This window comes from Clostridium fungisolvens, from assembly GCF_014193895.1.
In the GTDB taxonomy this organism is placed as follows: domain Bacteria; phylum Bacillota; class Clostridia; order Clostridiales; family Clostridiaceae; genus Clostridium_AR; species Clostridium_AR fungisolvens.
Genome location: NZ_BLZR01000001.1, coordinates 1,787,901 through 1,808,435, shown reverse-complemented (window position 1 = coordinate 1,808,435; position 20,535 = coordinate 1,787,901). Strand labels below are relative to the sequence as shown.

25 protein-coding genes are annotated in these 20,535 nt (G+C 32.3%); 6 read left to right on the top strand and 19 right to left on the bottom strand.

Annotated features, from left to right (window positions below; all coding sequences use genetic code 11):
- Positions 1-3: 3 nt before the first annotated feature.
- From bsdtw1_RS07610 to bsdtw1_RS07590, 5 genes are read right to left on the bottom strand one after another with little or no spacing between them, the layout of a single operon-like run.
- Positions 4-1,617, bottom strand: coding sequence for an FHA domain-containing protein (locus bsdtw1_RS07610; RefSeq protein WP_183276990.1), 1,614 nt, complete (start codon positions 1,615-1,617; stop codon positions 4-6).
- Between the two features lie 17 nt (positions 1,618-1,634).
- Positions 1,635-2,366 (bottom strand): PP2C family protein-serine/threonine phosphatase, encoded by a 732-nt coding sequence (locus tag bsdtw1_RS07605; RefSeq protein ID WP_183276989.1) that lies wholly within the window; start codon positions 2,364-2,366, stop codon positions 1,635-1,637.
- 3 nt (positions 2,367-2,369) lie between these two features.
- Positions 2,370-3,710 carry a trypsin-like peptidase domain-containing protein gene (locus tag bsdtw1_RS07600; protein ID WP_183276988.1) on the bottom strand — a complete coding sequence of 447 codons (1,341 nt, stop codon included), beginning with the start codon at positions 3,708-3,710 and terminating at the stop codon, positions 2,370-2,372.
- A 33-nt stretch (positions 3,711-3,743) separates the two neighbouring features.
- Positions 3,744-5,567 (bottom strand): PP2C family protein-serine/threonine phosphatase, encoded by a 1,824-nt coding sequence (locus tag bsdtw1_RS07595; protein WP_183276987.1) that lies wholly within the window; start codon positions 5,565-5,567, stop codon positions 3,744-3,746.
- Positions 5,558-6,151, bottom strand: coding sequence for an FHA domain-containing protein (locus tag bsdtw1_RS07590; protein ID WP_183279757.1), 594 nt, complete (start codon positions 6,149-6,151; stop codon positions 5,558-5,560). Before bsdtw1_RS07590 ends, bsdtw1_RS07595 begins: the two co-directional genes overlap by 10 nt.
- A gap of 394 nt (positions 6,152-6,545) precedes the next feature.
- On the opposite strand from bsdtw1_RS07590, the gene bsdtw1_RS07585 reads away from it, so the two are divergent.
- From bsdtw1_RS07585 to bsdtw1_RS07575, 3 genes are all read left to right on the top strand, one after another.
- Entirely contained in the window at positions 6,546-7,028 is a 483-nt protein-coding gene (locus bsdtw1_RS07585; RefSeq protein ID WP_183276986.1) for a MarR family winged helix-turn-helix transcriptional regulator, read from the top strand.
- Between the two features lie 159 nt (positions 7,029-7,187).
- Positions 7,188-8,414 carry an MFS transporter gene (locus tag bsdtw1_RS07580; RefSeq protein WP_183276985.1) on the top strand — a complete coding sequence of 409 codons (1,227 nt, stop codon included), beginning with the start codon at positions 7,188-7,190 and terminating at the stop codon, positions 8,412-8,414.
- A 202-nt stretch (positions 8,415-8,616) separates the two neighbouring features.
- Positions 8,617-8,850 carry a hypothetical protein gene (locus bsdtw1_RS07575; protein ID WP_183276984.1) on the top strand — a complete coding sequence of 78 codons (234 nt, stop codon included), beginning with the start codon at positions 8,617-8,619 and terminating at the stop codon, positions 8,848-8,850.
- 193 nt (positions 8,851-9,043) lie between these two features.
- Here bsdtw1_RS07575 and bsdtw1_RS07570 read toward each other — a convergent pair whose 3' ends face one another.
- The 4 genes from bsdtw1_RS07570 to bsdtw1_RS07555 form a co-directional block, all read right to left on the bottom strand.
- Positions 9,044-9,496, bottom strand: a complete 453-nt coding sequence (locus bsdtw1_RS07570; protein ID WP_183276983.1) for a hypothetical protein — start codon at positions 9,494-9,496, stop codon at positions 9,044-9,046.
- A gap of 138 nt (positions 9,497-9,634) precedes the next feature.
- The gene (locus bsdtw1_RS07565; protein WP_183276982.1) at positions 9,635-10,129 is read right to left on the bottom strand and encodes a kinase; all 495 of its coding nucleotides are present in this window, start codon (positions 10,127-10,129) and stop codon (positions 9,635-9,637) included.
- Between the two features lie 184 nt (positions 10,130-10,313).
- A complete protein-coding gene (locus tag bsdtw1_RS07560) occupies positions 10,314-10,739 on the bottom strand; it encodes a hypothetical protein (protein ID WP_183276981.1) in 426 nt (141 codons plus the stop codon).
- A gap of 82 nt (positions 10,740-10,821) precedes the next feature.
- A complete protein-coding gene (locus tag bsdtw1_RS07555; RefSeq protein ID WP_183276980.1) occupies positions 10,822-11,397 on the bottom strand; it encodes a hypothetical protein in 576 nt (191 codons plus the stop codon).
- 134 nt (positions 11,398-11,531) lie between these two features.
- Here bsdtw1_RS07555 and bsdtw1_RS07550 point away from each other — a divergent pair, with 134 nt between their 5' ends.
- Positions 11,532-11,873: a hypothetical protein gene (locus bsdtw1_RS07550; RefSeq protein WP_183276979.1), complete on the top strand. Its 342-nt coding sequence runs from the start codon at positions 11,532-11,534 to the stop codon at positions 11,871-11,873.
- A 256-nt stretch (positions 11,874-12,129) separates the two neighbouring features.
- Here bsdtw1_RS07550 and bsdtw1_RS07545 read toward each other — a convergent pair whose 3' ends face one another.
- On the bottom strand, positions 12,130-12,999 hold the full coding sequence (locus bsdtw1_RS07545) for a GNAT family N-acetyltransferase (RefSeq protein WP_183276978.1): 870 nt from the start codon (positions 12,997-12,999) through the stop codon (positions 12,130-12,132).
- 403 nt (positions 13,000-13,402) lie between these two features.
- Positions 13,403-13,705: a hypothetical protein gene (locus bsdtw1_RS07540; protein ID WP_183276977.1), complete on the bottom strand. Its 303-nt coding sequence runs from the start codon at positions 13,703-13,705 to the stop codon at positions 13,403-13,405.
- Positions 13,706-13,917: 212 nt separating this feature from the next.
- Here bsdtw1_RS07540 and bsdtw1_RS07535 point away from each other — a divergent pair, with 212 nt between their 5' ends.
- Positions 13,918-14,349: a hypothetical protein gene (locus tag bsdtw1_RS07535; RefSeq protein ID WP_183276976.1), complete on the top strand. Its 432-nt coding sequence runs from the start codon at positions 13,918-13,920 to the stop codon at positions 14,347-14,349.
- 132 nt (positions 14,350-14,481) lie between these two features.
- Here the strand turns inward: bsdtw1_RS07535 and bsdtw1_RS07530 are convergent, their stop codons facing one another.
- The 7 genes from bsdtw1_RS07530 to bsdtw1_RS07500 all read right to left on the bottom strand — a co-directional run bounded on the left by bsdtw1_RS07530 (position 14,482) and on the right by bsdtw1_RS07500 (position 18,932).
- On the bottom strand, positions 14,482-15,030 hold the full coding sequence (locus bsdtw1_RS07530) for an AAA family ATPase (protein ID WP_183276975.1): 549 nt from the start codon (positions 15,028-15,030) through the stop codon (positions 14,482-14,484).
- A 30-nt stretch (positions 15,031-15,060) separates the two neighbouring features.
- Positions 15,061-15,576 carry a GNAT family N-acetyltransferase gene (locus bsdtw1_RS07525; RefSeq protein ID WP_183276974.1) on the bottom strand — a complete coding sequence of 172 codons (516 nt, stop codon included), beginning with the start codon at positions 15,574-15,576 and terminating at the stop codon, positions 15,061-15,063.
- 313 nt (positions 15,577-15,889) lie between these two features.
- Positions 15,890-16,177, bottom strand: coding sequence for a YciI family protein (locus bsdtw1_RS07520; protein WP_183276973.1), 288 nt, complete (start codon positions 16,175-16,177; stop codon positions 15,890-15,892).
- A gap of 27 nt (positions 16,178-16,204) precedes the next feature.
- Positions 16,205-16,342, bottom strand: coding sequence for a hypothetical protein (locus bsdtw1_RS07515; protein ID WP_183276972.1), 138 nt, complete (start codon positions 16,340-16,342; stop codon positions 16,205-16,207).
- A gap of 54 nt (positions 16,343-16,396) precedes the next feature.
- The gene (locus bsdtw1_RS07510) at positions 16,397-17,125 is read right to left on the bottom strand and encodes a metallophosphoesterase family protein (protein ID WP_183276971.1); all 729 of its coding nucleotides are present in this window, start codon (positions 17,123-17,125) and stop codon (positions 16,397-16,399) included.
- 27 nt (positions 17,126-17,152) lie between these two features.
- Positions 17,153-17,515: a DUF550 domain-containing protein gene (locus bsdtw1_RS07505; protein WP_183276970.1), complete on the bottom strand. Its 363-nt coding sequence runs from the start codon at positions 17,513-17,515 to the stop codon at positions 17,153-17,155.
- An 850-nt stretch (positions 17,516-18,365) separates the two neighbouring features.
- Positions 18,366-18,932 (bottom strand): flavodoxin family protein, encoded by a 567-nt coding sequence (locus bsdtw1_RS07500; RefSeq protein WP_183276969.1) that lies wholly within the window; start codon positions 18,930-18,932, stop codon positions 18,366-18,368.
- A gap of 160 nt (positions 18,933-19,092) precedes the next feature.
- Here bsdtw1_RS07500 and bsdtw1_RS07495 point away from each other — a divergent pair, with 160 nt between their 5' ends.
- The gene (locus bsdtw1_RS07495) at positions 19,093-19,470 is read left to right on the top strand and encodes a winged helix-turn-helix transcriptional regulator (protein WP_183276968.1); all 378 of its coding nucleotides are present in this window, start codon (positions 19,093-19,095) and stop codon (positions 19,468-19,470) included.
- Positions 19,471-19,707: 237 nt separating this feature from the next.
- On the opposite strand, the gene bsdtw1_RS07490 is transcribed toward bsdtw1_RS07495, so the two are convergent.
- Complete coding sequence (locus bsdtw1_RS07490; RefSeq protein WP_183276967.1) at positions 19,708-20,481, bottom strand: EFR1 family ferrodoxin; 774 nt, start codon at positions 20,479-20,481, stop codon at positions 19,708-19,710.
- Positions 20,482-20,535: the final 54 nt, after the last annotated feature.

The window sequence follows — 20,535 nt, the reverse complement described above, 5'->3', positions numbered from 1 at the left end:
CAACTAGTTAGGTTCATAAAAGCAAACTCTTAGTTCCATGGAACCTATGAGCAAAATATCATCGTTGTGAAGACAACAAGGACCAGAAAGTGGAACACCATTAACATAGGTTCCGTTTGTTGAACCCAAATCTCTGACAAATATCCTTGAATCTTGAAGCACAAGCTCGCAGTGCTTTCCTGAGAGCAGTTCATCCTCTTTAAAGACCAGTTTTGCTATGGCAGGATCTCTTCCTATAATAATACTGCTGCTTAGCAGTATCTCATAAGAAACAATATCCTCTCTGCCAAGCTTAGTGAATCTTATTTTAATTCCACCTTTTGGGGGACTCTGTGGTAGAGGACCTGTTTTTTGAATGGAATTGCTTCCATTTGACTCTTCATATAAGCCCACTGTTTTTCCTACTTCCATTGCCTTATTCTCATCTCCTTCAGAAACAAAAACTGTAGAATTCTTTTCTTCTTCTCCTGTAGAACCACCTTCATTAAAGCTATACTCAGTGTACTCGTCCTTCTTTCTCATTTTCGTAACTAACAGAACTAACACAGTCAATAAGATAATAGCGCCACCTGCTATATAAGGAATATATTTTGAAAAACCTTTAGTGTTTTTTCCAGGTACCACAGAAGTTTGTGTCTGTGGTGGCGTTGGAGTAATCTTTGTAGTTTGTGAAGTATCCACTACAGGTAGAACTATACTTTGATTTGCAGAGATTGTAGTACTTCCATTTAACTTTACAGCGAGATTAAGAGTTACAGTCTGACCTTCCATCTTTACAGCACTACTATCGAACTTACCAACAAAGGTCTTCTTAAATCTTTCTGCAGTGGCTTTTGCAATGTCAGAAAAAGTTTTATTATCATTCTGAGTAAAATCTAAGCCATTTGACAACCGTGCAAAGCTTCCTAAAATCTTTAAATTTTCTTTTGCCGCAGCACTGTCTGAGGTTTTATATGGTACTGATACTACTGGAATGTGGCTTTGAGGAAGTTTAAGTAACACTTCATCCTTGGTGATTCCCTGATCATTTGACTCCTGTCCATCAGATAGAATAACTATAGCCTTTTCTGCAGGAAGGGATTTATCAGATGAAAGCATATCAAGGGCCTTTGACACAGCACGGTACAAATCAGTCCCATCTTCTTTTACATTTACTGTGTTTATTTTATCAATAAGAATTTTTTTATCTGAGGTGAAGTCCTGTAGTATATTTTCGCTTTCTCCAAAAGTAACTACAGCTATTTTGTCATTTATACTGGCCTGATTTATAATTTCCGTAAATAGCTTTATGATACTTTCTTTTCCCTTAGTTCCCATGGACTTAGATGCATCTGCCATAAGTACATAAGCGATTCCTTCTCCAGTACTCTCATATCTATCAAGACTTTTTAAGGGTAACTTAACACTACCAATGGAAGCAGTAAGATTTGAACTATCTATATTAGAACTGTTGAAGCTTCCATTAGTATACACTGTGTCGAAGTAAACACTGAAGCTATCCTTCTTTACATTTACACTATTAATAATAAGCTTCTCTGACTCTTCCAGAGCAAAGACATCAATGGAAAACACCGTCATACATATAATACAAAAGATATACAGAAGAAATTTCTTCACTATTAATACCTCCTACACTATTCAACAAATACAGCAACTGCAGTAAAATTGTCATTTCCTGGTGGTATACGCATGTAAAGCCTTTCTATCATAAAACTTACCCACTGCTGAGGTGATGCTGCTTTTGAAAAGTCTATCTCCATTTCAGCTTCATATACATACTCCCAAAAGCCATCAGTGCAGAGTAAAAAAGCGTCTCCAGCTTCAACCTGAAGGGGCTGCTTCAGCACATCAACCTTAAGCTCTGGTCCAGTGCCTAAAACTCTTAGGAGCTTATTTCTGTCTTCGTGAAATCTGATTTGATCCTCAGATATATCACCAGAGGACACTGCAAGTTGAGAAACACTGTGATCCTTAGTTCTAGCACTTAACGAACCATTTTTGAAATAATATAATCTGGTATCACCTACATGTGCCCATACTACTTTTTTTGAATCTGTAAAAAGAGCAACAAGGGTTGTTCTCATGCCATTGCTTGCCTTATGATCACTTTGAGCATTTATGATATCCAAGTTTGCTTTTGAGATTATATTTTCAATATTGAGTATTTCCAGAGAATTGTTTTCTTCAAAGGCTTTAAGAGAACTTTCAACAGCAATCCTAGAAGCTACATCTCCATCCACATGTCCCCCAAGACCATCCGCTGTTATCCACGCGCCATAGCTACCTTCTTTGAACATATAGCCGGCATAATCATCGTTTTTATCTCTTCCGCCAATATTTGATGATAACGAAGTTGTGAAAATCATATTCTAAATCTCCCTGATCTCAAATTTATTTGCTGGAGAGGCCAAGTAGAAACTATCATGAGGACCAAGATAGTAAGGTCTTCCTTTCATAAGCTTCTCCCCATTTGAAAGAAAGGTTCCATAGGTTGAACCCCTATCAACAAGAACGCATTTGTTTGAGTCTGCATCATAATTTACTTCACAGTGAACTGAGCTTATGCCCGCTGTATCTGCAGGGTATACTACGCTGCACACATTGTAATCTCTACCAATAACCAGTTTCCCCTTCATAAGGCTGAAGGATTTATTTTGATAATACCCAGAAACTCCATATATACCAAAGCTACGATTTGATTGGTATACAGGTGTTGACTTATGAATCACAGGTTGAGGTGAAATCTGCTGCTCCCCAGAAAATCCTTGTGCCTTAGATGCTACTCCCTTTGACTTTCTGCTTAATAACATTACAACAACAATGATAACTATCAAAACAACTGCACCAGCCAATATTAAAATCCAATTGGCCTTTATAAAACCTGTAACCCCGACACTCTTTTTCTCTGGCTCTGTGACAGCTTTAGCTGGTTGAGAAGGGGTAGTTACAGTAGCAGTACTATTATTAGAATTGTTTTCAGGTGCCTTGTATAGTTCATATGGTACATTCAATGAGTTAAGGCTTGCTATAATCTCATCAATTTTAATGGCCCCATTGATATTAGTTGCATTTTTTGCTCCGAATCGGTTTATGCCTATTACTGCACCATCTTCTGTTATGAGTGGTCCACCTGAATTACCTGGGTTTATGCTTACATCAATTTGATAGGTACCTACTCCATTAACTGTGATTTCCTTACTTATTATTCCACTGGACACAGTTACATCATCTGGAGCCCATGTATTTTTATCTTCAATTGCTGCTGCTGCTCCAGGAAATCCTAAAGCATATACCTTTTGAGCAACTGAAACTGTATCACTCTTAAGAATTGGAAGAGGAATTCTATCGTGTAATTCTTTTTCCATTTCCAGCACTGCATAATCACCAGTAGGACTCATTATGATTGGTTTTGCCTTTATGAGTACATCAGTAGATATGACTACATAAATACTCTGTGGATTTCCCTCAATAACATGGAAATTTGTAACCACATATTTTGCAGGACTTCCAGTTCTACCAACTACAAATCCTGATCCCATACCAGATTCTTTTCCATTGTCACAATACACCATAACTACGCCTTTTCTAGCCTCTTGAATTTTTGAAGGACTCGCTGTATCCCCAAAAACTGTAACATTAGGAGAAAATCCTAGAAAAACAAAAATTGTTATACTAAAACAGATTAAAGTTGCAAATAGCTTTTTAAACACAAACTTGCCTCCTTGTATTTTTATATCAGTAGGCTATTCAATTCCAATTACCACTGTTGTCAAATTGTCTTGCCCTTTATAGGCCTTTTCCAAAACTCTTTGTTCAAGTTCAAAGGCTGAAGTCTGGGGATCACTCATCAGTACTTTAGCCATTTCAGTTTCATCTAGAGAACCATATATTCCATCACTGCAAAGTAAAACTTTATCTCCTGGTTGAAGATGAAATGCCTTTATGTTCTGATCTATATCAGTTAACTGCTCAACACCCATATAGCTTGTGAGAGCTCTTCTATCAGGATGGGTTAATACTTCTTCAAAATCTATTTTCCCCTTAATAGCTTTTTGAAGTAATTCTGTAACATAAGCATGGTCTCTGGTAAGAGTATATAATCGATTTCCACGATATAGGTATATCCTGCTATCTCCAACAGATATCCAGTATAACTCGTACTCTTTTATGATAACTGCTATAGCCGTACTTCCACTTCTTCCATTTCCTGTGCTGTGTAAGTAATCCAGTAGTTTCTCATTGGCACTTATAATCATGTTCCTCAGTTCAATTTGGGCAGATGAGATAAAATGCTGCTCAGAAAAATACCGCAGTAGTGACTCAACAACAATGTTGCTTGACACCCTTCCATTAGCAAGTCCTCCCATACCATCAGCAATCACTGCGAAAATACCCTTTTCAGAATATAGCTGTTTATTGCTTATATCAGAAATTGCAAAGGAGTCCTGTTGTTCTTCACGTCTTCCGATATTTTGAGCATTTCCGATAGATATATTAGCCCCTGAAGACATACTATCTAATTTAAGCGTCCTAATCTTCCCATTTTTCCCTATCATATTACTCTTACCCCTACCCTTCTTTAATAGATGTAGTAAAAAAATACATGCTATGAGGAGTAAGCAACCTGCAAATATCAATATGAAGGCTATGTTCCTTATAAAATTCATGGTTTTTTGGAGGAATGTTTGTGGTTTAACCTCTACTTCCTTTTGAGGTTTGGTCTCAGTTATTTTTTTCTCAGAAGGTTGTGGCATAAATTCCTTACTGCTCTTGCCGTTAAACTTTAATATTACAGATTTAGCAGAACTTAAGTCATATTTGAAATTTAGAAGGTAATAACCTCTTCCTTGCTCTAATATACCTGTTGAATCAAAGCCTTGGTTAGTTACACCACCTTCAAAGACCAACGCATTTTTTAAAGAGTTTTCATTGCTGAGTGTAAGTGTGCTTTTTGATGAATCCGTAAATCTTACAACCAAGATAGCTCTACTGCCATCATTTTTGTTTTTAAAAATATCCTGTTCATTTAAAATGTCTAGATAGTTTTTACCCTGTGCCACTGGTTCTTTAGAATATTGCTTTAAAAGAACTCCTATATCTGTAGGTTTGAATTTCACTTTGCTGTTAAAGTTTCTATTAAACTCTTCATTATAGGTAACAAAAGATATGGTATCTGAAGACCTTAATCCGTCCATCAAAGTCTTAATATCATTATGAGAAGGACTTGTTGCTGTCTTTTTATTATCTGTTACAATTGCATCCAACATATCATAGTTTTTTAACCTCTCAAAAAAAACAACATAATCCACTCCACAAGGATTTGCAGCTTCAGGCTTTACAGCGACCTGCTCTCCATTTCCTTTGTTTACAAGAAGTTCTGGATTTATGTTGCTTAATGTATTTTCATCAGTTTTTCCAAGCCATACCAATGAGCAATTTTCTCCCTTATCTCCAGTGGTGATGCTAATTATTTGTGGAAAGTTTTCCTCTTCAGCTAAGGCAACGGTAGTAAATAAAGTTGCTATCAGTATCAAACAAAGGGCTATTAAAACTTTTCTTATTCCCATTTAAATAACTCCCCACAGAATGGAATGAACAATAACTTACTCTTTCCTAGCTCTATGGTATCATAAGGCTTTAGAAGCACAGCCGTAACAACTTCTTCATCATTTAAATACACAATTCCCTTAGCATCCCCTTGGTAAAGCCTGAAGGTATTTCTTCGTGAATCATAACTGATAACTGCATGAGTATCTCTTGAAATTGTTTCATCTCCACGAATGCAGATGTCCATCTTTTCTGAACGTCCCATAAAATTACGCTCACCATGTATTCTATAATCTCTTCCTTTGTCAGCACCTTCTATGCACACAAGCCAGCCTACTACAGGATCTACGCCAATTGCTTCCTTCATCAATGCTACTGTCTTTTCCCTATCACCTTGTACTACATTATTATGTTGATTAACTCCAAGTGGTCTTGTTTTTGATATTTCTGAGCCGCTTTCTGATAATGGACGAGTTTTAGAAATTTCTCCTGTACCAGAGTCAAGAGGAGCTGTTAAATTAATAGAATCCGAGCTGCCACTGCAGTAAGGGCATGTCGGTGTCCTCTTTGCATCATAAAAATGACCTTTTTCACATCTTTTCATTTCCACTACAATACACCGCCTTGATAACTTATTTATTTCCTAATTTACACACAATAACCATCATATACCATTGTATTCAATGCTCTAGAAATGGTTAATAAAATAAATAATATAATTTAATATTTATCTACCATTTTATATAACGATTGAAGATATATTATAGCCTTCTGAAGACATATAACAACTTTAAAGTAAAGTCTACGTCATTTATGATATGGTTCACCATTCATAATCCTAAATGTTCATCTAGCTTCCCACCTACATTTTTTATTCCTACGAAGTATATACTGAGGAACGGAGAAATTCTGTTTTAAATAATATTTCAATATTGTTGAAATAGAAACAAAATTTAAATATAATATTGTTAATGTAACAACGGGCGGGAGGACACATAATGAACAAACAAGAACAGGTCATGACTGGTGTCAGAGAAGTATTTAACAAGATGGCTTGGCTTAATAAGCTTAAGATGGAGGACATTCTTAAGGGTTATAAGTCTTCTGAAATACACTGCATTGAATACATCGGAGGAAATGAAGATCCCAATGTGACAAAACTTGGTGAAGCCTTTTATATGACTAGGGGCGCCATAAGCAAATTAACTAAAAAGCTCATTCAAAAGGGTCTTATTGAAAGCTATCAGAAGCCTGATAATAAGAAAGAAGTCTATTTTAGGCTTACTAAAAAAGGGCAAGAACTCTATAAAGTCCATGATGAACTGCACAAAGAGTTTCAAGATCGTGATAAACCCATATTTGAGCAGGTAACCGAGGATCAATTTGACAGTATGCTTAGATTCATTGAAAAGTATAGTAACCATTTAGATTGTGAAATAAAGAAACAAGGTGTAGATATTAAGTCGGATAAATTTGAATAATTAAAATAAAACCTCAAGCAGCTATGCAAAAGAATCATTGAAGAAAATTACTTCAGTGATTTTTTTATTATATCAATTTTGTTGACAAGGAAACAAAAACTTGATATGATAAGTTTGTTTCCAAGGAATCAAAATTCCAACATCAGAGGAGAGATTAAAATGTCTAAATTTAAATCATACAATGAACAAAATTCAGAGCAAACAGTAGATAAGCATCCTTTAATATTCGGTCTTATATCTGTATTTCTTTGCGGAATAGGCTTTAGTATCATAGCACCTGTGGTGCCATTCTTAGTGCAACCTTATACAAGCAGCCCTAGTGAACAAGCTATAGTTGTTACTATGCTGACCTCTGTTTATGCAGTCTGCGTATTTTTTGCAGCTCCAGCACTTGGAGCTTTGAGCGACAAGTACGGCCGTCGTCCATTACTCTTGATATGCCTACTAGGTTCCTCAATTGGGTACTTAGTTTTTGGTATAGGCGGAGCTCTATGGGTGCTATTCCTAGGACGCATAATTGAAGGTATAACTGGCGGCAGCATAAGCACTATCTTCGCATATTTTGCAGATATCATTCCTCCAGCACAGAGAACTAAATACTTTGGATGGATGAGTGCTGTTGTAGGTGTCGGCACCATCATTGGTCCAACTCTAGGTGGACTACTTGCCAAGTTTGGTTATTCTGTACCAATGTTTTTTGGAGCACTTATTACTTTACTAAATGTTGTTTATGGATTCTTCTTTATGCCTGAAAGCCTAGACAAGAATAATAGACTTAAAGAGATTACCCTTGTAAGACTTAATCCATTTACACAGCTTGCAAGCATACTTTCTATGAAAACTTTAAAAAGACTTCTAGTGTCAGCGTTCTTACTTTGGATACCAAATGGATCTTTACAAGCAGTATTTTCACAATTTACTATGGATACTTTCAGTTGGAAGCCTACAGTAATCGGACTTATGTTTTCAATTATGGGCTTTCAAGACATTGTTTCACAAGGCCTCATAATGCCAAGGCTTTTGAAAAAACTTAGTGATAAACAGATTGCGATTCTCGGAATGACTTCGGAGATTATAGGCTACGGACTTATTGCAGCATCGTCCTTGTTCTCATTCTATCCTCTTTTAATCGTTGGAATGTTCATATATGGTTTTGGTGATTCTATCTTTGGCCCTTCCTTCAACGGAATGCTATCAAAATCTGTGGATTCTAGCGAACAAGGAAGGATTCAAGGAGGTAGCCAATCTATTCAGGCTTTAGCAAGAATGATTGGCCCTATTATTGGAGGTCAAATCTATGTATCACTTGGACATGCCGCACCTGCTTTTATGGGTATGATCCTTATAGCAGCTGCAATACCAGTTTTATATAAGGGACGTATGTAAATATGTAAACTACCTACTTTACTTATGAAAATGTATACCTCATTTTAGATAACAAAGAAGCACTTTCATAAAAGATAGTTTTAAGAACATATAATAATAGGGTTTTAGAACTTAGCAACAAGTTCTGAAACCCTATTTGTTTACGGTCTTTTTTTGATATAATATAAGTAAGTATTACATCTAATTTAAGGAGGTAGTTTCTATGAAAAACAAGTATAAAACTGCATCAGTTCTTTTTAGTTGTTTCTCTGTTTTTCTGATAATTGCTATGTTAACAACTACGCTTATTGACTATCAGAATTTTTTACAACATCCTGAATATTCAACTCCATTTTCCCTTAATTTAGTGTTTAAGAGTGTTACCTATGGTGTACCAACTGTTGCATCATTGGTGTTATCTTTTATATTTAAGAAAAAGCAATTAGACAATAGATAATATTTATTTTTATTAGGATTTATTTTAGAATAGTATCGATAATATTCTACATTCTTGATGAAAGTCATTTTGCTTTCTTCAATTTATATTTTAGGCTTTTTAAACAATGGTGATGATTTTATATCCATATAAAAAGAAGCCCTAACTGGACTTCTTCAGTTCATTTTATATGAAAAATGAGTAAAAGATAATATTAACTTCTATTAAATATAAACCACTTCAACATTAATCCTTTTGCAACTGCATGTATTACAGCACTAATAAATTGATTAACATAGCCACCTATTACTCTTGTAGCAATTAAATCTTTATCAACTACACCATTGGCAATAATTTCAATAAACATCCATGCAACTAATGTGTACCCAAGACTCACCATAATAATATGGTCATGTCCCCACTTTTTAAGTGTGAGATAAACAGCCGCCCCAATAATACCACCCATTATAAGATTTAAAAACAATCCTACTAATATTGAAGGCTTATTATAAGTAACAATAAGACTGTTTATTTGATATGTGCTATAAGTACCAATTCCAAAAGAAAGAAGAATCCACGAACATATTTCTCCGACAACAGTAGAAGCAATACCTATTACTCCTGCAACAAGAATCTTATCATCATTTAATCCTTTATTAATCTCCATTTTTAAGTCCTCTTAAGTAGTTGAATTCTATAAATACTTTTCCTAAATAATATTTGCTTTTTTCTATTTTTTATTCAGTTTATCCTTATCACAGCATTTTCAAATAGACAGTGTGTACCAAATTACATATTTTATTTTTTATCTTGTAGAATCCTGATAAATCATATCCACAACTTCATTTAAGTCTAATTCTTTATTTATACATACCTCAGGAATAAGCTCTATTAAATCTCTTTCCTTCCACCAGCTTCTCATATCTTTTTCTCCAAATTCATGAGCATTAGGTTTTTGTTTGTGACGATTTAGAGTTTCTTCAAAAGGTATGTCGAAGTAATATGCAAAGATTTGATCTTTAAATTCATGAAGTAAATTTTTAAAAAGTCCTTCATACCACTTTGAATTTAAAATTCCTTCTAAAATTATAATATTACAATGTTTCTTTCCATACAGCGCTAGCTCACTTAGTAGCTCACCTGCTTTTCCATCTGGCCCATCCTTCACAAATAGCATCTCTCTTCTAACCACATCTTGTGAAATAAGCATTGTGCCATGTCCAAATTTCTTTTGCAGTGCCTTGGCTGTTGTAGTTTTACCACTTCCTGAATTACCTCTTAAAATTATTAACTTTGTCATTTTGCCCACGTATATATACCCTTCTGTATTTATTGAATTACTATTTTATAGATGTACCAATCCCTAGATAAAACTTATATGGTACGTCTTTATCCATATTAAAAAGATTCCTTAACTCTACATAATCTACTATTAGCCATATCATCTCTCACATCTAATTTTTAATAGACTGCTTTTTATCTTATTACTTAATAACTTTCTTTAACTTATCATAAAAGTCTAAAGTTGTTGCTTTATCATTAAAGTTTATTATATATTTACCATTCGCTACAATATAGATATATGGTCCATTTTCTAAATTTATAAATAACTTGCAAGTACCAAGGTCTTGAACCTCAAAGTCTCCTCTTTTGTATTCTCCACTTTCTGCACCATTAACTCTTGTCTTAACAGCGGGTAAGGTATCAAGGAGTTTTATTTCAGAGATATCTTTAGTATCAATGGTTGTACCAAACTGTCCCTCTATTACAACCTTGCTACCATTTATCTTTACTTGAACATCTTCTTTGGTTTTATTCGACTGATTAATCACTAGCGCTATAGCTCCAATTACTATAAAAATACCTATCACACAAACAGCAATTGCATTCATTTTTTCTATCTTTTTCATTACTAACCTCCATTTTAAAACATCTATCTTTTCCTAGCATATTTTTGCAATTTTAAAATTAAAGCCACTTATCGAACCACTGTTAGTTATATATTGTAGGACAGTCAAATTTTCTATCATATTCTTCTCGTAATTTCTTCACATTAGGTAAAATAGTAAAATCTCCATTCAGTATATCAGAGCCAAATTCCTTTAATACACGAGAATATTTATCTATAATAAGTTCAATTTCTTCGTCTTTCGAATATTTATCTTTATAAAATTCTAATTTTTCTTCTGGTATCTTATCATAAAAAGTGTCTATATCATTATAGTACAGATATTCGTAAACTTGACTACTGCACTTTCTATATATTAGTAAATCATCTAAATCATAAGTATTGGTCTTTTTAAAGATACCTTTCTTTACTGTTACAAAGTATACTGACACTGGAAATTCAGGCATCTCAATACTATGATTAATAATTTCTAATTTAAGACCCTTCTTTTCATATAATATATGTAGTCTGATACCATCATCTTCAGTTGTTACATCATTAAATCCAAACTCATCTATCAAATAGTGAAATTTATCCTTACAAAATTCAATAAATAGATTATTATCCATAAATGCCTCCAAATATCTTAAGGTTATGCTATTATCGTGATTTTCAAGCATAACTCATCCCCTTTATTGCATACAATTATACCATTAAAATACAGATTCTTATGTTATAATTTATAATAATAAGCGAATTAATCTGTTATATATTCCGTATTTATTAGTATTGTTGGATAAGTAGGAGAAACAAAATGAGAAAACTATTATTGTCATTAATTACCTTAATATTATTGTTTAGTTTTATTGGCTGTGCTAGAAATGGTGTATCCACCACCACTAATGTGTTGTATGCTTCAATGCTCATTTATAACAACACCGACTATTATCTGTCATCAGAGGTTGTACCAAGTGAAAATTTGAATAAGCAGATTGAAACAGTAAAAAAGCAAGTGACTCCTTCTCCTAAAAATAATGGGGAGGCAAATGAATGTCCAGTTGGAACAAAAATATTTTCTATTAAAGGTGTAGACTCAACAGAAGCAATTGCAGTAAACTTCCATAATGAATATTATAAGGCCGTAACAAAACATTGATCTTATGAAAAAATCGCTGAAACGATTTTCTTCAGTGATTTTTTTGCTCATCTACCTTTCCTGATGTATATTATTAACCTTACAGGCTAATAAGTTTTATTTTTTACTGTATAACCTTAAAAAACTTACAGACCTATTGAAAAATCTAAACTTAGCTAACTGAATTATTTTACAATTTCCTATACAACAAAAATAGGCAACTCCTTTTAGAAGCCGCCAAAAAAACTTGAAAGCCTTATATGATTCTTTTTCAAATCTAGATTTTCTTCCACGATGACCATTTCACCAAGGGTTCAAAGCTAATTGCAAAATAAAACCCATTTCCTCCGCCTGTCATATGTGTTGCTCCTAAAGCTACAGTTCTTCTATATAACTCTGATAATGCAGCAGAAGCAAGTCCCATTTTTCTGTATTCTGGAACTGTAGCTAAAGGTTCCAAATATGCTAGATTATTTTCAGGAACCATCCACATCCCTGCACAACAAACATATTCGCCTCTAGAATTTTTAATAACAACATCTAGTTCAGGGGTGGCATATGGAGCTGACATCAAATTATATCCACGTTCTACTCCACCTTCTGGTTCTGTATCGTGGTCAAAGCCTCTCCAAAATGCTTCTATCTTTTTCTTCATATCCTGTTTTCCAGGTTCTTCAAAGAAAAAACCTTCAGGCAATTGATAGTTCAAAGGTCCTTTAGAAAAATCATAAATGCCATATTTCCATTCATTTGTTTTTTCATATCCCATATTTTTAGCAACTTCTATCACATTTTTTTGACTCATAAAGAGACTAAGCTCTAAGCTTCCACCATCATTGCTTAAACGTTGTTCTGCATGTTCAATCATTTCTGGTATAAGCTTTTCATATCCTTCTTTCAAATTAAAAAATGCCTTCCCAATCTGAGATTCATAAAAACAAAATCCAACTATCTCTCCTTTATCCTCCCAAATAGCATTTCTATGACTTTGCGAATTGTCAGTCCAAAATAACATTTGCGCATATTCAAAAAACGTTGCAGGAGCACCATTTTTCCAATCAACAGAATAATTATCAATCATAAATTGATACACCTTCATAAAGTCAGCCAGTCTTCTATATGGTCTTTTTATTACGTTATTCATCATGTATCCACCACCTTAAATTATCATAGCTTACTTAATTCCAGATCTAATATATAGTATTTTCATGTGTAAAATATCCTAATATTTCTCTATATATAGATGAACCACTTCATAATCAAATTTATATTTTCAAATTCTCCTCTCAGAACCCAGAGGAGTTTTGAAAATAGATTTCGGATTGGAGTATTTCATCTTTAAATCTGCTTTAAATAAGCCTTATATCTAATATAATTTTAATATTTCTATATGCTGAAATAAAGGTAATAGACATTTCTATATCATTCTTTATATAAAAGCTTTTTGAGTAAAATTTTACAACTGTATATATCTCGAAACTTTCATTTTTTAACTGAGAGTATTTAACTGATATTTAAATGGAGAATCAACTTAAGTTTTAGTACCCGCTCTACCTTACTACACTAAATAAAATAAATATCATACATATACTTATAACACTTATAGCTATAGTTACCCTTATTTTAACTGCTTTTGTATATCCACTTTCAAATAGCCTCTGCAAAAACATAGATATTGCAGTAAGAAAAATTGAAATCGAAATGAAGACTATTAAAGTCTGAGAGCCAGAACCATGTACATAGCCAAATCTAATTTTTTCCGTAGTATCGAGTTGATATTTTCTTAAAAGACCTATAACTAAAAAGATTGGGAAGATTGGCAAATAGAAATGCTTTTTTAAAACTTTTATCATAGAGACCTCCTTGCTAGAGTGCTATATCCTCTTGAGATGTTATAGAATATTATATATCTATAACATAAATTGCAAAGTATATAGTTATTTATTCTGCACTACAAAACACATAATAATTACAATATCTTACTTACTTAGAATTATATGTTATTATAAATATAGTTACAATATGTCATTAAAAATTCAATGAGAATTATTTTGGAGGTATTCTTGTGAAAAAGTCAAAATGGGCTTTAAGGATTTTATGCATTTTCATTATCTGTTTTGCAATTGTTCAAATACTAGGTTTCGGTAAATTAAATAAAATAATAACCATTAAAGATACGAAAATCACAAAAATAGTATTCAGTGATGGTAGAGGAGGTTTAAATCCACCTCTAACTGTTACAGATCCCAAGAAAATAGAAGAATTTACGAGCTACTTAAACAAGTTTGTAATAATAAAGCCTATATATACAAACGCTAAAACTGGTTGGATATATTCAGTCACTCTATATAATGATGACAATAAAATATCGTCCATTACCTTTGGTAATCCAATAATAATTAATAATGATAAAGAGTATCTTGTACTAAAAAATAATTTAAGCATAAATGATATAACTAAATATCTAAAGTCTATTGATCCTCAATGGAAAGAATAGTAGATTCTATAGCAAGATAACCTTACACTAAATTCATAAACAAAAATGAGCTCCCTAAAACCATATAAGGAGCTCATAATATAATGTTGCATTTTTTATTTAATAATAAATTTCTTGATTAATTAAAATTCATTACTCTGCCATAAGTGCATTTTTTATAATCTCTAAATTATATCTTAAATCATCTTCACCATTTACAATAATTTGTTTGCACTTTAGCAGCTGTTGCCACTGATCATGCTTTGCCTTACTTCTCGTCTCAGTGTCTTCTGTATCATACGCAGCAGCCCATTCAATAAATTCCACATAATTTTTGTGCATGTCTCCACCAATCTCAATACGTGAACCAAAGTGTTTCTTTTCTCTTTTCTTTAGACGCTCAATACGGACATCTTTATCAGTTACCACACGAACTGCTAAGGTGAAATATGGAATTAAATCCTCTCCCCAATCCACAAGAGAACCAGAAATAACAACTTTATCTGAGTGTAAAATATCTTCTTCCATCATTTGAAGCCGCTCAGCTTTATCTCTTTTCTCTATGTACTTAGGATCTGTTTCCAGCCAGAAATAATCATCTGTATCCATAAAAGTATATCCAAGCTGCTCTGATATAAATCTACCTAATGTAGACGTTCCCGAACCTGATGCTCCATATATGTGAATTACACTTTTATTCATATCTTCCTCCATTGCAAATTAGAATTTGTATTACTTTAATACTTCTATTTCAAACCCATATTCACGCAATATAAGGTCATCATCAATTCTTTCTTTATAGATTCCATCTACCTGCCTAAATCCGTTTTTCAAATATACATTAATAGCTGGTTTATTTATATCCACAACAAAAAGCCTTAAATATTTAGCTTTCTTCTGCTTAGTGAGTGTAATAGCATGCTTAAGCATTATACTGCCAATTCCTCTTCTTGAATAATCAACATTGACTCCAAAACGATCAATATATAATGCCTTGTCATGGGCATTTTCCCATTTTACATAACTTTCTCCAGCATTTGATTCACATAGCGCAAATGCTGCAACTATATCATCATTGTCCTCCACCAATATATAAAGGTGATTATTTTCAATATCATCTCTAAAAAACTCACATGGATAGATTTCATCCCAAATTTGTATGTTATTTCTGTTCATATTATCAATTATGTTTCTATACACAGCTTTGAGTTTTGGTAAGTCGCTAATATTAGCCAATCTAAAATCCATATAAATTTACCTCCACGAATTACTACTACAGTGTTATAAATTATTACTTTCCTATTAACTATAACATATTTTGTAAATACAACATATTTTATAAAACTACTATGTTCAAGTTATTTCAATAGTTAAAAATATTATAGAAAAAAATCATTGATATTGTTTAAGTTGAGGTAATTTATGAATAAAACTTAACGTTAGATCTCACAATAACTTTCCAGACATCCATTACAACTTCATCAGACTTAATCTCTTCTTTCTCTGGCTTTTTTTAAACTTGTCTAACAATCCCATAATTCTCTTCCCTCCAGATTGAAATTTATTCAACAAATACCTTGAAGTCTTCAGCATACTTTGTTGGTTGAAATTCTACTATATCATAATCTGCGATTGCATTTTTCTTAAAAGGATCTTGACTAATAATGTCTTCAACCTCATTCATATCTTTAGCATTACATAAAATAATTCCACCAATTCGAGGATTTTTTCGCCCAGAACAAATGAAATTATTGCTAAAATAATATTTATTTAAAAATTCAATATGCTCTGTCAAATACTTTTCAACCTCCTCTATTGGTTTAACGTAAGTCAAATTAATTATAAACATTTGATTTTCCCCCATATATTTTTTAATTTACTTCACTCTTTTAGACATAGGATGTTCTTTATTAAACTGAACTAGATCCCATAAGTTACCGTGCAAATCTTTAAATACTGCCACAGTTCCATAATCTCTTACTACTAAAGCAATATGCACAATTGATTGAAGCATAGTTATTCTCCTTTTTCTGTTATAGTTTACTAATGTATAAGTTAAGATTTGCAATTATGATATACCATAAAAATACTTCAAAATGTTTTTAAAATCAGGATATCCTATATTTTTAATATCTTCTATAACCTTTTTCACTTCATAACGCACCTTCAATTCTTCATATTTAATGCTCTCTTCATTAACAATAATAATACCTGCTCTTGCAATGTTTATGTTATTTGATGGACATCCCAAAGAACCAGTATTTATATACCATTTATTTGATTCATGATTAATTAATGGAGCATGATTATGACCATATACTATAATGTCTGCTTCCACATCTTGAAACATCATTTCTAAATCATCCAATGATGGATTTGGAGTATAATTTACATATTTATTATCTTCGTTTATAGCATAATGTGCTATATAAATTGTCTTTCCGCATATTTTTAATACTTTTGTGTACGGCAGTGCCTTTATGAACTCAATAGATTCTTCACTGAGTTTTCCGTGCTCCCATTTATGATGTTCCATTTCCCCATAACCCATCTTTTCATCATTAGGAACTATCAAAGGTATTCCATTAATAAGATAATTTTCATGATTTCCTCTTACGCATTCTATATCATCTTCAAGTAGCATTATTCTTTTTACAGTTTCTTCTGGTTTGGGTCCAATTCCAATAATATCTCCACTACATATAATTTTTTCTATACCAAGTGAAGCAAATTCATCTAATACCGCATTTAATGCATCTATATTATTATGTATATCTGTTATTACACCTATTTTCATCTTATACATCTCCTATAAATCACCAATTTATCTATTCTCATATTTACTCTTATATTCTTTAACATAATTTCGCTTCATATTTTTATTATGTTTATCTATATATGAAGAAGAGATTTCATCAGCTGTAATTCCATATCTAAGCAATGTATCGTTGAAATACATTAATACATCACTCATTTCTTCACAAAATGCTTTTCTAACATTTTCATCCTCCATTATAGCCAAATCACCTTTTTTCTTTATTATTGAAATACATTCACCTATTTCTTCCACCATCCAAAGGATAGAATTTCTACCATACTTCGCTTCTAATGGTGACCAGGTATCTTTATGTAATTCATACAAATCCATTTGCATGTTCAGCATATCTGAAATTCTTATATCATTCATTTTACCCCTCCACACGTTTCAATTTTCCTTATAGCACCTAGTTACTTATGCTTTCAATTATAACATATTGTGTAAATTTATCTTGACTCTTAATCCACTTAGAAGTTGCATAAAATTATGCTGAAGAGGTGTGTTAGTTATTACTATAATAAAAGCCTTTTATTATGTATTAAATAAATGTTGTTACTGCTACCTCAAGGACAAGCTATAAAATACCAACATTTATTTAATACATAAGTTAAGTGTATAAAAATATATACACTTACAAGTTCCAAGTTATGAACTATGAGAGTTTAAGTAGTTATATTTAAGATCAAAACAGAAATTTTATTAAATTAGACCTAAGAATTAAAGTAATGCAACCAAATCTTGACTTCTGTATACTCTACTTTTGTATAAAGTTACTTATATAATTGTAAATATCAAGTTAGTATATGAAAATAAGACAACGTAATTTGTGAAATTTACAATACGAACAATGCTCTTTGAAAACTGAATAATTCAGTGTAGAGAATAATATTAAAAGCTTCAAGTAGTTACATAGCACATGGAATAAACTAGCTATAAATGTTATAATTACAAGTAATTAAGTCAAGATTTTAAGATATGACTATACAAATGGCTATATCAAAGATGAATGCATAAATAAAAAACTAATAATTAATTAAAGCACTGCAATATTCATAATTGAGTTTTGCAGTGTTTTTATGTCACAATTCAAGAATATTATAAATTATAATAAAATAGGCAATCAGCTTTGGTTTCCTTAATTAAATGTATCAATAGCATTTGGTACAAATCAATATCAATTACATAATCTAAAAATAGTCTTTAATATTTTTCTAGGATTTTATCCAACTAGATTTTCCCCAGCCTTAAATGCTCTTGAAGATAACTCCTCTAACTCTGTTAAATCAGGAACAAGAGAAATTCCGCAAACGTGAATATTTTCCTCTAATTCCCAACCATATTTATTGAAAACATTAGTAATATATTTAATGCCTTCTGCACTTATTTCAGGATTTGAATTAGCTTGAGTAAATATTGTTACTAACTTTTTCCCAGGATGTCTTGGTTCAAATTTGTCTCCAATCATATCTCCAAGCATTGGAAATGTACGATCTAACCAAACTTTTGCTTGTCCTGTAATTTGATAGTAGAAGATTGGAGAACCAAATACAATAGCATCTGCTTCATCAATAGCCTTATACATTGGTTGAAGGTAATCATTGATAGCACAACCATCATGGGTACGGCAGTAGAAGCAACTCTGACATGGGCGAATCCCCTTATCATTTAAATTAAATTCTATAATCTCAGCACCTTTAGATTCAGCACCTTTTGCTACTTGTTCTAATAACTTTGAATTATATCCATTCTTTCTTGGACTAGCATTAAAAATAACTACTTTTGACATTTTATATCTCTCCTCTTAAATATATAGTTTTCTTAAGTAAATATAATGTTTACTCTAATAAATATACTAGGTATAATTATTATACTTGAGTAAATTTATATTAACAATTACGCAGAATTTTGTGATTAGGTACTATTTTTCGTACCTGGGGAGGATAGATATGGCGAGCAAACAAGAAATAGAACAATATTGGAATTTAATAAAACAATCAGATTTTAACGAAAACTGCCCTATAAAAAACGCATTAGAAGTAATTGGAGGCAAATGGAAACTAAATATATTAGGTCACTTGCTAAGAAAGGAAGTTATGAGGTTTAATGAATTAAAAAGAGAGATATCAGGAATAACAAATACAATGCTCACAAATTCATTACGTGAACTTGAGAATGATCAATTAATTATTAGAAATCAATATAATGAAATGCCCCTAAGAGTAGAATACGCTTTAACTGATAAAGGAAAAGGTCTGTTGCCCTTGCTTTATGAATTAACTACTTGGTGGGATGATTATATAAAACATCAAGAAGTTCAAGAATAATACATAAAAACCAGATGTTTATCTAACTAGGTTAACCGCAATAAACGGTTATTAGTTTTTTATTTAGTCCTATAGATTATTTGGAAAATGGACAAACAAAAACAGGCTATATTTTAGAGTTTATCTCCATAATATAGCCTGCTTTTTATACGTATATAAGTTGTACGTGCTTAATATATTTAGATCTCAGCTATGTTCAATCATAGCACCAAATTCTGTGAAAAACTTTTGACTTTTCTACTTATTACCTTCTATTAATTCTTTCAAGCTAATACTAGGATTAGTATAACGTCCTCTGCTTTGCGTTTTATTCTTATAATTAATAGCCTGCTTAGGGCACCATTGCACACAGGCCATACACTGTTCGCAATTGTGTTGAAAACTAGTTTTTTTGTTTTTCATTACTATGTTGGAAACAGGACAAACTGCCTCACAGGTTCCACAACCTATACAAGCATCAGAAACATTAAAACCTTTGTCTTTTCTGGCATATATTAATTTTTGACCAATAGCGGTTGATATGTTAAGGGGCTCGTTCACTTTACCCACTGGTTGCTGTGTTTTAGCTACTATCTTTTGAACCAATGTAGGTATATTATTAGCAGCAATTTGATATTTCTCCGGGTTTTTCTCGTTCATTTTATACATCGCAACATAATTTCCAACCATAATAATTTCCTCTGCAAAATTAAGTGTCACGCCTTTTTTTGCTAAAATCTTCCCAGGAACAGTTAGCGCAACACCACTTATATTCCCACATCCAGTCACAGCAAAAAAATATGCATTTTTACTTTTTTCAAGGGACATTTCGCCTATAAATTGTGTTACTCTTCGCGGCAAATTTAAGGCATATGTGGGATACACAAAGCCGATATAATCATACACTTCATTGCTGTCATGACTACCTTTGCCCATTGATACTAGCTCACAGTCCGGCAATGCCTCAGCTATTTTTTTAGCTACCTGTAAGTTGTTTCCTGTTCCTGTAAAATAATAAATAACACTTTTCAACTTCTATTCCCCCTTATTTATTACAAGCAATATCATCGTATAACTATTTTATAT

Excerpts from the sequence above, each read along its gene's own strand:
- bsdtw1_RS07605 (WP_183276989.1), bottom strand. The coding sequence starts at position 2,366 with ATGATTTTCACAACTTCGTTATCATCAAATATTGGCGGAAGAGATAAA.
- bsdtw1_RS07595 (WP_183276987.1), bottom strand. The coding sequence starts at position 5,567 with ATGGGAATAAGAAAAGTTTTAATAGCCCTTTGTTTGATACTGATAGCA.
- bsdtw1_RS07590 (WP_183279757.1), bottom strand. The coding sequence starts at position 6,151 with ATGAAAAGATGTGAAAAAGGTCATTTTTATGATGCAAAGAGGACACCG.
- bsdtw1_RS07585 (WP_183276986.1), top strand. The coding sequence starts at position 6,546 with ATGAACAAACAAGAACAGGTCATGACTGGTGTCAGAGAAGTATTTAAC.
- bsdtw1_RS07580 (WP_183276985.1), top strand. The coding sequence starts at position 7,188 with ATGTCTAAATTTAAATCATACAATGAACAAAATTCAGAGCAAACAGTA.
- bsdtw1_RS07575 (WP_183276984.1), top strand. The coding sequence starts at position 8,617 with ATGAAAAACAAGTATAAAACTGCATCAGTTCTTTTTAGTTGTTTCTCT.
- bsdtw1_RS07570 (WP_183276983.1), bottom strand. The coding sequence starts at position 9,496 with ATGGAGATTAATAAAGGATTAAATGATGATAAGATTCTTGTTGCAGGA.
- bsdtw1_RS07565 (WP_183276982.1), bottom strand. The coding sequence starts at position 10,129 with ATGACAAAGTTAATAATTTTAAGAGGTAATTCAGGAAGTGGTAAAACT.
- bsdtw1_RS07560 (WP_183276981.1), bottom strand. The coding sequence starts at position 10,739 with ATGAAAAAGATAGAAAAAATGAATGCAATTGCTGTTTGTGTGATAGGT.
- bsdtw1_RS07555 (WP_183276980.1), bottom strand. The coding sequence starts at position 11,397 with ATGCTTGAAAATCACGATAATAGCATAACCTTAAGATATTTGGAGGCA.
- bsdtw1_RS07550 (WP_183276979.1), top strand. The coding sequence starts at position 11,532 with ATGAGAAAACTATTATTGTCATTAATTACCTTAATATTATTGTTTAGT.
- bsdtw1_RS07545 (WP_183276978.1), bottom strand. The coding sequence starts at position 12,999 with ATGATGAATAACGTAATAAAAAGACCATATAGAAGACTGGCTGACTTT.
- bsdtw1_RS07540 (WP_183276977.1), bottom strand. The coding sequence starts at position 13,705 with ATGATAAAAGTTTTAAAAAAGCATTTCTATTTGCCAATCTTCCCAATC.
- bsdtw1_RS07530 (WP_183276975.1), bottom strand. The coding sequence starts at position 15,030 with ATGAATAAAAGTGTAATTCACATATATGGAGCATCAGGTTCGGGAACG.
- bsdtw1_RS07525 (WP_183276974.1), bottom strand. The coding sequence starts at position 15,576 with ATGGATTTTAGATTGGCTAATATTAGCGACTTACCAAAACTCAAAGCT.
- bsdtw1_RS07520 (WP_183276973.1), bottom strand. The coding sequence starts at position 16,177 with ATGTTTATAATTAATTTGACTTACGTTAAACCAATAGAGGAGGTTGAA.
- bsdtw1_RS07515 (WP_183276972.1), bottom strand. The coding sequence starts at position 16,342 with ATGCTTCAATCAATTGTGCATATTGCTTTAGTAGTAAGAGATTATGGA.
- bsdtw1_RS07510 (WP_183276971.1), bottom strand. The coding sequence starts at position 17,125 with ATGAAAATAGGTGTAATAACAGATATACATAATAATATAGATGCATTA.
- bsdtw1_RS07505 (WP_183276970.1), bottom strand. The coding sequence starts at position 17,515 with ATGAATGATATAAGAATTTCAGATATGCTGAACATGCAAATGGATTTG.
- bsdtw1_RS07500 (WP_183276969.1), bottom strand. The coding sequence starts at position 18,932 with ATGTCAAAAGTAGTTATTTTTAATGCTAGTCCAAGAAAGAATGGATAT.
- bsdtw1_RS07495 (WP_183276968.1), top strand. The coding sequence starts at position 19,093 with ATGGCGAGCAAACAAGAAATAGAACAATATTGGAATTTAATAAAACAA.